Here is a 15,683-nt window from a genome sequence, read left to right on the forward strand (position 1 = left end):
ACGAATGATTCACATGAGAAAGAGAGCCCTACGTTATTTTCGCTACGGATCATCTCCTATTTCATTTTTCCCCATGTCGTGGTTAGCAATTGCGGTTGCGGTGATACTGGCAACGCGTATACCGGGTCAAACCAATCGCCACCAGCATTCGCTTGAGAAAGAGATAATCCAACAATATGTGTCAACTGTGTTTGAACACTACTGTTTATATCAAGTTTGAATATTTGTAGGCGCCCTTTAATTCTCTGCGTATAGAGAACTGCGTCTCCACTTGGGGATAACACTGGAGTCACTGCCTTGGGACCGGCTTCATCAACAAGTTGTTTGAGACCGGTGCCATCACGGTTGACAATGTAGACTGTGCGTTTATCAGTCCATCCCTCTGGTAGTTTATCTCCTTGCTTGAAATCTGGCGGCAAATCGTTGTTATTCCAAGAAAAGGCAAGTTTGTCCGCCATGGCAGACCAAGATGGCCTGGTTTGACCTCCCAATTCTTTTCTGGGTAGGATCCGTTTTTGCCAACCTGTGTGAACGTTGATGAGTGTCATTCGGCCACCTTCAAGGATTGTACAGGCTATTTCCGCACCGTCGGGCGACCACGCTGGGTGCAAACCATTCACGAAGAAATTTTCTTCTTGTTCTCCTAAGTTCGTAATGTGGATGGCGTATATATCTTTGTCCCAGTTGATGTGCATGTAAGCGAACTGTTTACCATCTGGCGACCACGCCGGATAATCCCGAAAAGTAAAGTTTCTCTTCGGTTCTTTCTTGAAATAGCGTTGGATATTGGATCCATCAGGATTCATCAGATATAAGTCTCGCTTACCACTACGATCAGAGACAAAAAGAATCTGCTCACCTGTTGGGGACCAAACAGCGTGCAGATCATTTGCGAGATGATGTGTAAGTCTTACCTGTTCAGAGCCATCCGGGTTCATGATATAGACTTCACGATTACCATCGCGTGCGGAGGTAAACAGGATCTTAGAAGTCATCGGTGCTTTCGCGAAAACCTGACAAACACTTATATTCATGACCCAAGCGATAAATAAGAAAAAGACTAACAATCTCATCATTTTCATAGCAGATTCTGCTTCTTCAGGCTTCCTAACCTTTTCCAATATGAACTGGCTCCATCCGTTTATACCCAGTTAACCTTATTTTTTCTACTTCTACTTAAAGACTAAAGTTTGGACAATTTCCGTCAGGTTCATGCCTTGTTTGCAAAGTATTTCTGATTTTTTTTATGTTCCTCACACAAACGTAACTTGGAGAAAAATAAACTCGGACACCCCAAAGTGCAGCCCCAGCGGGGCGAAATGTTTATAGAATTAAAGCGGGAGAAGAGATTTTAGCAAATCGTTAATTCGAGATGCCAATTTTTCTATATCCTCAGCCCGCAACGAAGGCTCTAAATTCTTTCTTTCTGACAGAACTCTTTGACTGATACGTTCGGGGGGTAACGCTGAGGTTTCAAAGTTTTCAAATTCATATATGAGTTCATAGAAAATTGGTAGCAACTCTGAAAGCCCTTCCACACCAAGTGTCCGATATTCTTTTCTTCGAGTGTAAAAAGTTGCCCCAAACCACGACTTAATTTTTTCCCATAAACCTATTGGTTCACGCTCTGTAGTAACTTGTTCGGTTCCAGAAGTTTCTTGGATATAGCGAGCAATTTCCAAACCATCCCCATGCAAATCCAGCCAAGTCTCTTCATTAACAGAATAATGATAACAAAGCGTTGAAATGAGAATTATTACATAAATCTCAATTCCCTCCTGATCCTCCCCGCTCATTAACATCATAATTGCTAGAGGACGACTCACCTCGGCAACAACAAAGGAAAGCCTGTCAATCTTTGCAATTTTTTCTAATGATTCTTGCAATTTTGATAAAGAAACATTTCCCGGCATCCTCTTAAAAAGTTCCGTTGCCAAATCTACCAATCCATCTCCTGTCACTGAAGAAACCGGAACAATCTGGTTGTTGGAGATTTCATTCCAAACACGTAATTGCCCCTCTTTTTCCTCATCAGACACTTCATTAAGTCTATCAAGGTGAGTGCCGGCAACGACAAGGCGATCCCCAAACTTCTTCTCAAGTTCGGAGAAAAATGAATGTAACACTTTTCGCATTATGCGGCTAAGTGGACGTGACACATTTATAGTCCAGAGAACAACATCAATGGGGGCATGTTTCCCAATATCCCTCCCCGAAAGTTGGATTATCTCTTCAGATTCAGGGTCGGGATGAAAAGGAACATACTTAACTTGATCTGCTTTATCGTGGTCCTGTCTTAAACCGATAAATAACCGGGTTAAATTCTCAAGACGTTCCTTACCGAAGATTCCAGGTGTGTCATAAATTACAAGACCGCTTTCAAACTCCACACGAAGAATTGACTTTGTTGTATCAGCTACAAGACTTACTTTTGTAAGCGGAGCACCAAAAAGGGCATTAACTAATGCTGATTTCCCAGTTGATGTTTCACCGACTACAGCAATTCGCGGTGCCTTCTTCTGTCTCAGTCTATGTAGAGCTGTTGAAACTACCGCAGTCTGATTTTGATTTATGCTCCCCAACAGGTCACCCCTATCTTTTGTAAGCTCCCTCATTTTTCGTGCTAGATCTATCGTTCCCTTCGTCGTGTCAAATATTATCTTAACGATGCTGTAGAGTTCCATAATATTCATAATTATTTCTCCTTAATAAAATACTAAACTTTGGGCAATTCACCTTTCGCCCCGCTGGGGCTTGTCTTTTGGCGGTGTAGTCCTTCTATAGACCTTTCGCCCCGCTGGGGCTTGCGCCTTCTTGCATTTGCGTTTATTTTTCTACGAGTTGGGTTTTTGTATGGCACTTGAAGAAAAATCAGAAACCCTTTGAAAGTGAACATTAGCCTCACAGAAATTGTCCAAACTATAGTTAAAGACAAGAATGGATCCTATCTTTATAAAATCAATCTAATTCTATATTGAATACCTACTACCAAGCAGATCCCTAACTTGAGAGTCGATGAGATTTCCTCTTCAAACTGAAGAAATCTCATCGGAGTGTTATGCTATTAGTAGCAAGTGCCTTTTATATCGTTATCGGGATCGGCGTTATGACAATCATGATCCTCTCTGACACAGTCGTCATCATCCCAGCAAGTTTCGTGTGCATCAGCCTGTGGAGTTCCCATGATGACTTGTGCCAACAAGATTCCACCGGTTGCTACACCGAGGGTCAGTGGGGACTTTACTCCCACCTTACCCTCTTCGGACTGCATGAATTCGCGGATTTTACCGCGAAGATTTGTTTTCATCTCGGTTTTTTCCTTTCTGCCGGTGCTCTGTTCCGGCGGGATTGAGTTCCCAACCCAAGTGCGTTAGGAAAACCATTTCCAAGGCGAATTACTTCGCTACGGGAGTCGAGCCTTTCCCTTGGAAATGCTTGAAAACATATTCAACTTCGGTAGGGGTATGGTATTTGGACAATATTTCTACCAAAGTGTTCTCAAGATGTTTAGACTTAAGACGCTATTTCTTTTTGACTTTTGCCCATGTTGTGGTTAGGAGTTGCGGTTGCGGTGAAACTGACAACGCATACGAAGGATCAAACCAGTCCCCGCCGGAATTCCATGAAATATGCGTTAATTGTGTCCAAACCCCACTGCTCACATCAACTTTGAAGATCTGATCCCGTTCCTTAACTTCCTGTGTATAAAGGACTTGTTTGCCATTCGGTGATAATTCGGGATACTGTGCCATGGGACCCGCCTCATCAACAAGTTGTTGAAGACCGGTACCGTCGCGATTGATGATGTAGATTGTTCGTTTATCAGCCCATCCTGCTGGCAGCTTATCTCCCGGCTTGAAATCTGGAGGTAATGGGTTGTTATTCCAAGCAAATGTAAGTTTGTCACCGGACGCCGACCAAGATGGCATCAGTTGACCCCCTAATTCTTTTCTCGGTAGAATCCGTTTTTGCGAACCTGTGCGAACGTTGATGAAGGTCATTCGGCCATCTTCAAGGGGAGCATAAGCTATTTCCGCACCGTCGGGCGACCACGCTGGATCCAAACCGTTTGCTAAGAAATCCTCTTCTTGTTCTCCTAAGTTCGCAATGCGGATGACATCTATCTTCTTATCCCAGTTGGTGTACATGTAAGCGATCTGTTCACCATCCGGCGACCATGTCGGACCATCCCGACGAGTGTTGGGGCGCTTCAGTTCTTTCTTAAAGACGCGTCGTATATTGGTTCCATCAGGGTTCATCAGATACAGGTCTCGATTACCGTCGCGATCGGAGGTGAAGAGAATCTGCTCACCTGTTGGAGACCAAACGGCGTTCAGATCGTTTGCGGGATGGTGTGTAAGTCTTACTTGTTCAGAGCCATCTGGGTTCATGATATAGACTTCACGATTACCATCACGAGCGGAGGTGAATAGGATTTTAGCGGTCGTCGGTGTTTTGGCGAAAACTGGAGAAACGTTCACACACAGCAACACTAACGCGAGCATGCGAAAACTGGATATAAGCCTCATAGGATATTCCTCCAATTACTCAAAGGGCATAATACACAGCATGCGATAGCGTGTGGTAGTAAAACAAGCACACGCTGGATCGTCACAAGATTGGGACGTTTTATCCACAATCTACATTGACATTAGTCATGACTTGAGAACCGATGAGATTTCCTCTTCAAACTGAAGAAATCTCATCTGAGCATTAGGCTATTAGCGGCAAGTACCTTGCCACCAAGGTGGATTAGCATTATGACACTCATGATCAGCTCTAGGACAGTCGGCTTTAGTCCAGCAAGAATCTGCTGCAGCATGTGGAGTTCCGACAATAGCTTGTGCCAACAAGATTCCACCGGTTGCCACACCGAGGGTTAGTGGGGACTTTATCCCGACCTTACCTTCTTCAGACTTGACAAATTCGCGGATTTTCCCGCGAAGGTTCTTTTTCATCTCGGTTTTTCTCCTTTCTGCCGGTGCTCTATTCCGGCGAGATTGAGTTCCCAACCCAAGTGCGTTAGGAAAACCATTTCCAAGGCGAATTACTTCGCCACGGGAGTCGAGCCTTTCCCTTGGAAATGCTTGAAAACGAATTCAACTTCGGTAGGGGTATGCTGTTCGGACAACATTTCTACTAAAGCCGTTTCAAGGTGTTCATATCCATTGGTTCCCAGTCGATACACACCAGACGCGGTGGTTCCAGTCCCCGGATCATACCGCCGGCAGAAGACTGATGGAAGCAAAGTTTCTTCTTGTCTGGGAACAATCATTTTTTGCTGATAACTCTCTTCAAATAACTGGACGATTTCTTGTGCCGATTTTTCCCAAGTGAACTTTTGAGCCAAATTCTTTGCCACATTCTCACATTCGGCGCGCATAGCAGAAGGCTTCAGCCACTGATTTACTACGTTCGACAACTCAGACATCCGGACATGGAGATTACTAAAACCACGCTCCCCAAATTTCACAGTCTCACCGGTGCCCTCGACCTCCGGCGGCAATCTATATTTCGTCATAGCCACACACGGGGTACCGTACGCCATCGCCTCTAAAACCAATGACAGTGGTGTTCCCGGAATCGCTGGAAAACAGACGAGATCGAGTGCTTGAAAGAAGATGGGTAAAATGGAATGCATCTCGTCATCGTCTACACTGAAGATGACTACATTGTCTGGTGGATGTGTCCAATGTGCTGCCAAGAACGGGTCGTAGATAAAAACCGCAAGATGCGGATTAGCATGAGCAAACGCAGAAATTAGCTTCGCCCCATAGTTGGGTTCAAATCCTGAAATCAGCCCTACGACGGGGTGTTGTGCGAATATTGGTTTTTCAAAGAGTGCAGCGGTGTGTTGTTTTGCTAACCCCTTACCTACCGGTTCACCAACGTTGACACCATTCGGGATAACGCGAACGCTTTTTTCAGCAACACCTTGTTCCTGGAGCCATTCCTTTACCCACGAGGCTTTGACGACTAATGTATCCTCTGGGTTTTGGAAAGCGCAAATGTTTAGGAGTGTTTCAAGTGTTGAATCTTGCGATTTCTGGACATCATCTATGCAGTGTACAATCGGCACATCGGGAATCCTATAGTACAATAGATCATCTGTCAAGAATTGGGAGAGGAGTAAAATGCCATCGTATCCGTCCATGGCATACCACGGTGGACCGAAGGCACTGCTTTCGTCGACTTCTATATTCCGAACGTTGATGTCTCCAAAACCTTGAAATTCCTCCGGTTTTAGGTCTGTCTTTCCTGCTTCAGAAAAGGTAAGCGTTTCTAAGTCAGCAAACTGGGTTAAATGCGTCAAAAGTTGATAGCGATTTAGATTTGTTGTGTAGTCCAGCGATGTTTTCTCTTTTGTGAAGTGAAAGGGGACCAATAACTTTGGTTTTCTATTTTTCTGTTTCCAACTGTTGACAGTTTGTCTCACCGCGCCATCTATTGAGCTTAGGAGGGAGCCTTGCTGCCCAAGTTGTTCCAAACGCTCAATTGCTTGAAAAATAGAGGCAACTTTATATTTTTCCTTGAGCTCTTCAACAATTTGGTATTGCGTCTGAGTCGCATAGCGATCCAAAACGTCCCATTCCACATCATTCACCTGAATGATGTCGTTAGTTTCAAGGTCTGCGACGTATTTGTGACCGCCTTGTTCAAATTTGTGGTGCTGTTTTAGGTGATAAAGGGTGTTAGCTGTCATGGTTTTGTTTCCTCTTTTTTCTCAGTTTGGTGTATCCTTGGATAAAACGAGAAACAGATTGATTTTCGCTATCTGGATACCTGCAAACTGACAGTTTGCGCTACAAAAATTTTTAGGCAGTTGCGTGAATTAAGCCCTGAATTCTTTTCAGGATCGCCTTCGCTTCCGCCTCATCTTCGATGAATCCGGTGAGGAGTGCCTCTGCTTCTCTGACAGTGTGGTTTTTCAAAAAAGTTATCAAAAGTCCTTCTTCAACACGCTGAGAATAGAGAGGGTCGCCCATCAGAGAGCGTTCATAACGTTTGTTCATTCCCAATAGAATCGATTTGTATCTAAGGTGCTGTTGTTCTGAATTCGATGTTTCGGTTTGAGCGGAAAAAACACTCAGGAGTCCGTTTGGACTGGCAAGCTGCCTTTTTTGACGGAGTTCTTCAAAGAATTGGACAATCCGCTGTGCGGTTTTATCCCATGTGAAGGAGAGTGCCCGTTCTCTCGCTTTTTGGGAAAGGTTTTCACGCATTTGACCGTCGTTCAATAATAGGTTAATTTTCTCCGAAAAATCTATCGGGCATGGATAACTCACCAGTGTTCCTATATCTTGATCAAAATTCTCAGCATCCGCAATTAAGCCTGCATCCCCAACGACCGAAGGCACGCCATCAAAATTGGGAACGATCGGTGGAACACCGCACGCCATCGCTTCAAGGACTGTCAAACCAAACGTCTCCTCACCTGACATTGAAAGAAAGCAGTAGACATCAAAGGCGTTGTAGACCATTGGTAACTTCTCGCGTGGATGGAAGCCTGCATAGACGAGATTGTTAGGCAACTCTCTTAAACCATACCTACCAAGGCTGGGTCCAGCAATTAAAAACAACAGATGTGGATTCAATTCAGCGAGTTTCAAATAGACAGAGGCACCTTTTTCAGACTGTACCCGTGAGAGATAACCGACCGTCGGTGTCGTCATAATTCGGTCATCTCCGACATATTCCGCGAGTTCTTTTTTCGCTTCTTGCTTATCCATTGGACAGAACAACGCCGAATCTACGCCGTTGGGTAGGGTTTTGAAGAAACTGGTATCCCAGACGTAATCTGAATAGAACTCTCGGACATAATCAGACGGGGCGGTGAAAGCGTCAAAATCTCGCATTGCAGCGTAATGCCGCAGCATTGAGTTGATAGCGTTTCCACCGTGTCCGCGCGGCGCGTGGCACTGCACCAGCATCGGTGGGAGTTCTTTATGCTGGTAAAGCGGCAGCAGCCACGTCTCGTGGTCGCGATGTAGGGTCAGAATGCCGAAATAGGTTTCGTTGATTCTTCGGCTGAGCCTGCCGAAGTCATCTATGCTGATATCAACTTCATAGACGTTATCGGCTAATTTTCGGTTTTGGTTGCCGGCAAAGTGGAGGTCTACATATTTCGTGAGATGTTGAAACATGTAGGAGAGTGCCATGTTGGTCCCGGCATATAATGTTTCAATATCAAAAAACGAGTCAATACTGATGTAGGGTATCGCAACAAGTAACTTTCGTCTTTCGCTTTCTAATGCGAGGGTTTCTGTGAGATTTTCACCCCGATTGAATAGCAGCCCTTCCTTTTCGAGTGCCTCGAACCTCTCGAATGCCTCAAGAATGTTGTCCTCTGTGTAAGAGGTTTTTAGCACTTGGGCAATTTCGTCGTTGGTTTGTGTTTCTGCGAGTTTTAGAATATCCGCCATCGCGGGAGAAAGTTCAACGACGCGTGCTTTCTCGGTATCTGCGGCATAAAGCATCCCCTCCTCTTGAAAAAGATGGAGTGGGTGTAAAGTTTTTGGGAAATTAAGCAATGTTTATCTTTTACCTTTCTGTGGAATTAAAATGTGTGATAAAAAATTCAATTATATAGTCGTAATTTTGAGGTCGAAAACGTGCATAAAATGCAAAATAATTTGAAAAATTTGGTTTTTTCACTTAAAAATTGGCGAAAATTATTTGTAATTGTGAAAAAAATAAGATTATAGAGGAATTTTGGAACAAATCTATGGAAGTAGCGTTCAGGTCAGAAACATGCATAACGCCGGGAAGGCGATTTCGAGACGGTTATATTCAAAGATGTCTAAAACACTATCTCTTTTTGACTTCTGCCCATGTCGTGGTTAGTGGGTGTGGTTGTAGTGAAACGGATAACGCATACTCAGGATCGAACCAGTCCCCTCCAAAACTCCGTACATTATCCGTCAACTGCGTCCGAATGCCACTGTTCATGTTGACTTTAAAGACTTGGAATTGCCCGTTAATTTCCTGTGTATAAAGAACTTCATCGCCACTTGGCGACAATGCTGGGTACTGTGCATAAGGTCCTCCTTGATCAACAAGCTGCTGGAGATCGGTGCCATCGTAATTCGCAATGTAAATGGTTTGCTGGTCCACCCATTCCCCAGGTACCGGTTGGCCCGGCTCGAGGTCTGGCGGTAACGGATTGCTATTCCAAGCAAAAGCGATTTTATTCCCTGTCCCTGACCACGACGGATGAAATTGCCAATGCGTTGCTTTCCGGGGTAAGAGTCGTTTTTGCAATCGTGTGCGGATGTTAATAAACGCAATTCTACCTCCTACAGAGCAGGCTATTTGCGAGCCGTCCGGTGACCACGCGGGTTGGGACGGACCCACAGCAAATTCTTCTGGTTCTTGTTCCCCAAGGGTGGCAATGTGGATAATGAAGTTGAGAAGATTCCAGTTTATGTGTACATAAGCGATCTGTTTGCCATTGGGTGCCCATGTCGGATTTTCTCTATAGACTTCTTTTTCAAAAACGCGTTCAACGTCGGAACCATCCGGATCCATTAAGTAGAGGTCTCGAACACCATTACGATCGGAGGCGAAAAGAATCTGCTCGCCGTTTGGAGACCAGACAGCTTGAAGATCATTTGCGGGGTGTTGTGTTAAGTTTATCTGTTCACTACCATCGGGATTCATGATGTAGACCTCGTAATTGCCATCTCGCGCGGAAGTAAACACGATCTTGGGAGTCAGCGGTGCCTCTGCGCCAGCTGGGTCCATCCTTGCACATAATAGCATCAGGCTGGTTAGAAAAAAAATGAGTAGGCATTTCATAGGTGTATTTCCGATAATGAAAAAACGTAGATAATGAAAAAACGTAACAGACCCAGTATGTAGGGGCGTGTGGTAGTAAAACCACCACACGCTGGAAAGCCAACAAGACTATGACGATCTAAGCCACAGTCTATATTGACATTGTTAATAACATGTACCGACCCATCGGTTGTCGATAAAAACTTTGTCATTGCAGGTCTCAGGATCCACGCAGTGATCGTCGTTTTCGCATAACCCTCCTGCTTCGGCTGGCGTTCCGATGATTGCTTGCGCGAGTAGGATTCCACCGGTTGCAATACCGAGGGTCAACGGGGATTTTATTCCGGCTTTGCCTTCTTCGGACTGCATGAATTCGTGGATTTTACCGCGGAGATTTGTTTTCATTCAGGTTTCTCTCCTTTCTGCCGGTGCTCTACTCCGGCGGGATTGAGTTCCCAACCCAAGTGCGTTAGGAAAACCATTTCCAAGGCGAATTATTTCGCTGCGAGAATTGAGCCTTTCCCTCGGAAATGCTTGAAAACACATTCAACTTCGGTAGGCGTATGCTGTTTGGACAACATTTCTACCAAAGTGGTTTCAAGGCTTTTATGTTTAAAACTTCTGTTGTTTCACTTGGCTCCACAGTATTGTTAGCAGCCGGGGTTGTGGAGAAACCGGCAACGCATATGCCGGGTCAAACCAGTTTCCAAGATGATGTCCAAAGCCAACATGTGTGAGTTGTATAGGCGGACCACCATTCAGTGCGATTTTGAATACTTGCCGACGAATGGGGAACACGGCATCAACGTCGTCTGCTTGAATATAAAGTAGTTCTTTTCCACTGGGTGACCATACTGGATCAACAGCTGCGGGACCCGCTTCATCAACAATTTGTTGTAAACTTGTGCCATTGTGGTTTACAACATAGATTGTCTCTTTTTGAAAATCCTCACGTCGAAGTTCAACTCGATTTACCCACGAAAATGCTATCTTTTCGCCGCTTGGCGACCATGAAGGAGTGCGAACCCACGTTGGAGTTTTAGGAAAAGAGAGAAACGTCTGCTTTTTCGTTTGCACCCTTAATAAACTGATGCGTCTGGGTTTATCAAGTGCTCCGCTAAGAAACGCTATTTCTGTGCCATCTGGAGACCATGTAGATGAACGACCAATAGCCACCTGCTCTTCCTTTTTTCCGTCTATAGCTGCGATGTATAGGAACCGCTCACCATGATCAACTCGAGTGTAGGCGATCTGTTTTCCAGATGGAGACCAAGTTGGGTGCCTTCTATCCGCTGATTTTTCAAACACCTGTCGAACGTTTCCGCCATCAGTATCCATCAAATACAGATCCCAACTGTCCGAAAGTTGGTCGCGGTCCGACGCGAAAAGAATCTGTTCCCCAGTGGGAGAGAAAACTGGCGAAATATCGTCGGCTTTGTGCCGCGTGAGGTTTATCTGTTCGGTTCCATCCGGGTTCATAATGTAGATGTCTCGATTGCCCTCCCGATTTGCCGCAAACACGATTTTAGCAGCTGTTGGGGCTTGGGCAGATACTAAACAAGTATTTATATTCAGCAATGCGAGATGAAGAAAAAAAGATGGAAAACAAAACCAGTATTTCATGAGAAACCCCTTTAAAAGTAAAAACGGTTCAACTCCAAACTCGCTCTACTTTAACTGTATCGACGACCTTGTTCAAACAATATGTTATTTTTTTCTTAAAATTTAGTAGATTACCTATGTTTCAGCAGATGTCTTTAAATCTTTTTGAAGCAAAAAGATTGGAGTCTGGAATGCTGGAGGCGCGAAAAAGTGAAGACTACCACGCCCCAGCAAGTACTATAGTTTCTTAGCCGCTTACGCAAGTTCCATCTGGATGGCAAAGATTAGGCCAATTTTTGCAATCTTCGTCATCGTCACATGGTTGTGCTGCAGCGTCCTGAATTCCAAAAATTGCCTGTGCGAGGAGGATACTGCCAGTCGCCATACCAAGCGTCAAAGGACCTTTGACCCCCACGCGACCTTCCTCGGATGCCATAAAGTCGCGGATTTTACCACGAAGGTTTGTTTTCATCTCAGTTTTTCTCCTTTCTGCCGGTGCTCTGTTCCGACGGGATTGAGTTCCCAACCCAAGTGCGTTAGGAAAACCATTTCCAAGGCGAATTACTTCGCTGCGAGAATTGAGCCTTTCCCTTGGAAATGCTTGAAAACGTATTCAACTTCGGTAGGCGTATGATATTCTACCAACATCTCTGCCGAAGTGGTTTCAAGGGGGTTATGTCTGAAACACCATTTCTTTTTTGACGCTTGTTTTCTCAATATCTGGGGCATAAGACACCCGTTTCTCAAAGAGATAGAGGCGTATAAAGTTTTTGGAAAATCAAGCGATGTTTGCCTATTCTTTTTTTTGAATTAAAGTGTATGATAGAAAGTCCAATTATATAGTCGTAATTTTGAGGTCGGAAACGTGCATAAAATGAAAAATAATTTGAAAAATTTGGTTTTTTCACTCAAAAATTGACAAAATTGTTTGTAATTGTGGAAAAATAAGATTATAGGGGAATTTTAAAGAATCTATGGAAGGAAGTAGAGTTTAGGTCAGAAAGCAGGCATAACGCCGGGAAGGCGATTTCAGGACGGCTATATTCAAAATGTTATTTCTTTTTTAATTCACCCCACAGCATTGTTAACATTGTCATGTTTGGCTGAACGGGTAGTGCCTCTGGGTCAAACCAATCCGCTTGGATATTATGTCCATGTTGTGTGAGTTGTTTCGGTTTTCCGCCGTGCAAAGCTGTTGTGAAAAGTTGAAATCGACCTCCTTCTACCTGTTTCCCAATAACTTTCGCGCCGACTCTTTGCTCATAAAGGAGTGCATCTCCCTGCGGAGACCAAACAGGACCCAGAAACTCTAGCTTCGTTCTCTTAACGATTTGCCGGACATCTGTGCCATCCCGATTGACGATGTAGAGAACCGCCGTTTTGAATTCACCAAAATCTATATCCCACTCACGACCGGAGAAGACAAGCATCTTTCCCGATGGCGACCAGTCCGGATGCTTCATAAACATTCGGTCACCTTGGATGGGTTTCCTCGGAGGCGGAGCCTGTGGTGTGAGAATAGCAATTCGATTATCTCCAGTCCCAATAAAGGCAAGTTCGTTTCTACGAGGTGCCCATGCTGGATCTATCCCCCCTGCGACGCGCACCTCCGTTTTTGTATCCATTGTCGCGATATAGATAGCCAATCCGTCACGCTCCCACCGTTCATAAGCGATCTGTTTTCCATCGGCAGACCATGTCGGATCCTCTCTGCGAGCACTTTTTGAGAACACGCGTCTTTCACTTTTCCCATCTGCCTCCATAAGATAAAGGTCGGGAATCCCATGACGATTAGAAACAAAAAGTATCTGTTCTCCTGTTGGGGACCAAGCAGGATAGAGATCGTCCGCAGGATTGTGGGTCAACCTCACCTGTTGGCTTCCGTCCAGACTCATGGTATAAATCTCTTTGTTGCCATCCCTGGTGGACGTAAACACGATTTTGGCGGTTTTCGGGGCTTTTGCGAAAACTGGAAAAATCCCTGTATTTAGCACCAAGAGAATTACAAAAACTAACAACTGTATCGTTTTCATATTGCATACTTTTAGATGACTGTGTAAGTTACACCGTAGTTTCTGAGTCCTTATTCCTGCTTAATTTTTCCCCACAGGGTTGTCATTTTCTCCGCACTCGGTGAAACAGCGAAGAATAGTTCAGGGACCCACGTTGGATTTCTACCGCCTGACGGATGCGTCGTTAGTTGACGCGGTTCTCCACCTGTCGCATCTATCAGATAAATATCCCTTTTAGCAGCCCCTTTTACAGGCGCGCCTGAAGTGTAGACGATCCATCGTCCGTTCGGAGACCAAGCAGGATCTCCATGCCAATTGACACCACGCGTTAATTGACGAATATCATCTCCATCCCCACGCATAACATAAATGTGGCTGGTCCACGCACCGCTTGAGGCAGGAAATGCAATCTTGTCTCCTGTGGGAGACCATGTTGGACCTGACCGAAGGGCTTTTGGGAGTTGACGCATTTGTCTCCCAGCGGCAGCGACGACATAGATACGAGGGTCCGGGTTGCCCTCTTGCTGGCTAACCGAAAAGAAAGCGATCCATTGACCGTCGGGTGACCATGCGGGTGCGAAACTGTCTCTATCGCGTAGGGGAGTCAGGAGTTGCGGGTTGCCGCCTTTAGCATTAATTTTGTAAATCTCATAACTGGTACGTCGGTTGGAAATAAAGGCAATCCATTTCCCATCAGGTGACCAGGCAGGAGATGTGTCTTCGCTAAGGTTGTGGGTCAGTCGTCTGCGTGCATGTGTTTCCAAATCCAACACATAGATATCTGAATTTCTCTTATGATAGGCAGCGTAAGCCATAAAACGGCCATCAGGGGAAAAGGTGGGATTGAACTCACCTATGTCAGGAGTGTTCGTCAAGTTCTGGAGATTCTGCCCATTGATATCTATCATATAGATATCACGGTTTTCTCCTCTATAGGACGAAAATGCGATATATCCAACGTCCGCGGCGACTATGCTTAGGGACAGGAACATCATATTGAGAAACCATATCGTGCCTAATAGAGTATATTTGAACAGGCGTTTCATCAAAATTCTCCCAGATACACAAAAGGATTGCCAGATTTAGTGCTTTGTCGGTTTTGAATTTTAGATTGCGTCGGTAGTCGTGCGATTTATCAGACTTGGGAAATGGCTTGCTTTACCAAGACACAGTCCCGTTAATTGTTAAAGACACAATTTTATTGAAAAAGTGTGCATGATTTTTTTAATTAGACTAAAACCCTATTTCTGCTTTGTTTCTGCCCATGTTGTGGTTAGTAGGTGTGGTTGTGGAGAAACAGGCAACGCATACGCTGGATCAAACCAATCTCCTAAGCTATACCACCCTGGGGGTCCCACTTCAACCGGTTCCCCACCCATCGCGGCAACTTTGAAGATTTGCCACCGTTTTTTCCCCAATGCTTTATCCATAATCAACTGTTGGTAAAACAGGACACTTCCATCTGGGGACCACATCGGATTCACTGCTCGTAAACCCGCCTCAGGCACAATTTGCTTAAGGTCGCCACCGTCGCGGTTCACGGTATAAATCGTTTGTGTCTCAAGGAAGTCTTTTAACGGCACACGGTGCAGCCATGAAAACGCGAGTCTGTCTCCACTCGGGGACCACGCCATTTTTTCCATCCATGAGGGCTGTGCTTTTGGCGGAAAGAAAAATTTATAACGACGTGTTTCGACATTGAGTATACTGATTCGCATATTCTCAGGCCACCCGGAGGTAAAGGCTATCTCCCTACCGTCTGGAGACCACACCGGTCCACATCCGAATGCGATACGTTCCTCTTTTTTCCCGTCTATCGTTCCTATATAGAGTACAGACTGCCCCTGTTCACGGGAACAGTAAGCAATCAGCTTTCCATCCGGTGACCATGCGGGTGCGCCTCTATGCTTTGATTTTCCGAAGACTCGACGCACATTCGAGCCGTCTGGATCCATCAGGTAGAGATCTAAACTCCCTGGAAATATATCGCGGTCTGAGGAGAAGAGAATCTGTTCACCCGTTGGAGACCACGCGGGATAATAATCGAGTGCTGCATCGTTCGTAAGATTTATCTGCTCGGATCCGTCTGGATTCATCAATAGGATGTCCCAATCTCCGTTTGGTGTTGCTGAAAGTGCTATTTTGGGTGTCGTCGGTGCTTTGGCGAAAAGTGGACAAATGCTTACATTCAGCACCAATAAATTAACTATGGCAAAAACGAGCTGTTTCATTGTTTTTATACTGATATTTCTCAAAAGAGTGTTTGATTCAATAGTTATGGGTGTTCCTATG

The 15,683-nt window shown here is 45.0% G+C and carries 14 protein-coding genes; all 14 read right to left on the reverse strand.

The annotated features are described in order from the left end of the window. Positions 1 to 56: 56 nt before the first annotated feature. Positions 57 to 1,082, reverse strand: a complete 1,026-nt coding sequence (locus OXN25_07145; GenBank protein ID MDE0424625.1) for a hypothetical protein — start codon at positions 1,080 to 1,082, stop codon at positions 57 to 59. 249 nt (positions 1,083 to 1,331) lie between these two features. After that, the gene (locus tag OXN25_07150; protein ID MDE0424626.1) at positions 1,332 to 2,693 is read right to left on the reverse strand and encodes a 50S ribosome-binding GTPase; all 1,362 of its coding nucleotides are present in this window, start codon (positions 2,691 to 2,693) and stop codon (positions 1,332 to 1,334) included. A 371-nt stretch (positions 2,694 to 3,064) separates the two neighbouring features. Continuing rightward, positions 3,065 to 3,307: a hypothetical protein gene (locus tag OXN25_07155; protein MDE0424627.1), complete on the reverse strand. Its 243-nt coding sequence runs from the start codon at positions 3,305 to 3,307 to the stop codon at positions 3,065 to 3,067. A gap of 214 nt (positions 3,308 to 3,521) precedes the next feature. Continuing rightward, entirely contained in the window at positions 3,522 to 4,529 is a 1,008-nt protein-coding gene (locus tag OXN25_07160) for a hypothetical protein (protein MDE0424628.1), read from the reverse strand. A gap of 518 nt (positions 4,530 to 5,047) precedes the next feature. Then, complete coding sequence (locus OXN25_07165; protein ID MDE0424629.1) at positions 5,048 to 6,703, reverse strand: glycosyltransferase family 4 protein; 1,656 nt, start codon at positions 6,701 to 6,703, stop codon at positions 5,048 to 5,050. A gap of 112 nt (positions 6,704 to 6,815) precedes the next feature. After that, positions 6,816 to 8,477 carry a glycosyltransferase family 4 protein gene (locus OXN25_07170; protein ID MDE0424630.1) on the reverse strand — a complete coding sequence of 554 codons (1,662 nt, stop codon included), beginning with the start codon at positions 8,475 to 8,477 and terminating at the stop codon, positions 6,816 to 6,818. 331 nt (positions 8,478 to 8,808) lie between these two features. Continuing rightward, positions 8,809 to 9,798 carry a hypothetical protein gene (locus OXN25_07175; GenBank protein MDE0424631.1) on the reverse strand — a complete coding sequence of 330 codons (990 nt, stop codon included), beginning with the start codon at positions 9,796 to 9,798 and terminating at the stop codon, positions 8,809 to 8,811. Positions 9,799 to 9,942: 144 nt separating this feature from the next. Next, positions 9,943 to 10,182, reverse strand: coding sequence for a hypothetical protein (locus OXN25_07180; protein ID MDE0424632.1), 240 nt, complete (start codon positions 10,180 to 10,182; stop codon positions 9,943 to 9,945). Between the two features lie 207 nt (positions 10,183 to 10,389). Then, complete coding sequence (locus OXN25_07185; GenBank protein MDE0424633.1) at positions 10,390 to 11,400, reverse strand: hypothetical protein; 1,011 nt, start codon at positions 11,398 to 11,400, stop codon at positions 10,390 to 10,392. Positions 11,401 to 11,626: 226 nt separating this feature from the next. Next, positions 11,627 to 11,851: a hypothetical protein gene (locus tag OXN25_07190; protein MDE0424634.1), complete on the reverse strand. Its 225-nt coding sequence runs from the start codon at positions 11,849 to 11,851 to the stop codon at positions 11,627 to 11,629. An 89-nt stretch (positions 11,852 to 11,940) separates the two neighbouring features. Beyond that, positions 11,941 to 12,108: a hypothetical protein gene (locus tag OXN25_07195; protein MDE0424635.1), complete on the reverse strand. Its 168-nt coding sequence runs from the start codon at positions 12,106 to 12,108 to the stop codon at positions 11,941 to 11,943. Between the two features lie 323 nt (positions 12,109 to 12,431). Further along, positions 12,432 to 13,412 (reverse strand): hypothetical protein, encoded by a 981-nt coding sequence (locus OXN25_07200; GenBank protein ID MDE0424636.1) that lies wholly within the window; start codon positions 13,410 to 13,412, stop codon positions 12,432 to 12,434. A 50-nt stretch (positions 13,413 to 13,462) separates the two neighbouring features. Then, the gene (locus tag OXN25_07205) at positions 13,463 to 14,437 is read right to left on the reverse strand and encodes a DPP IV N-terminal domain-containing protein (GenBank protein ID MDE0424637.1); all 975 of its coding nucleotides are present in this window, start codon (positions 14,435 to 14,437) and stop codon (positions 13,463 to 13,465) included. Between the two features lie 195 nt (positions 14,438 to 14,632). Further along, positions 14,633 to 15,622 (reverse strand): hypothetical protein, encoded by a 990-nt coding sequence (locus OXN25_07210; GenBank protein ID MDE0424638.1) that lies wholly within the window; start codon positions 15,620 to 15,622, stop codon positions 14,633 to 14,635. Positions 15,623 to 15,683 lie beyond the last annotated feature (61 nt).

The organism is Candidatus Poribacteria bacterium (genome assembly GCA_028820845.1).
In the GTDB taxonomy this organism is placed as follows: domain Bacteria; phylum Poribacteria; class WGA-4E; order WGA-4E; family WGA-3G; genus WGA-3G.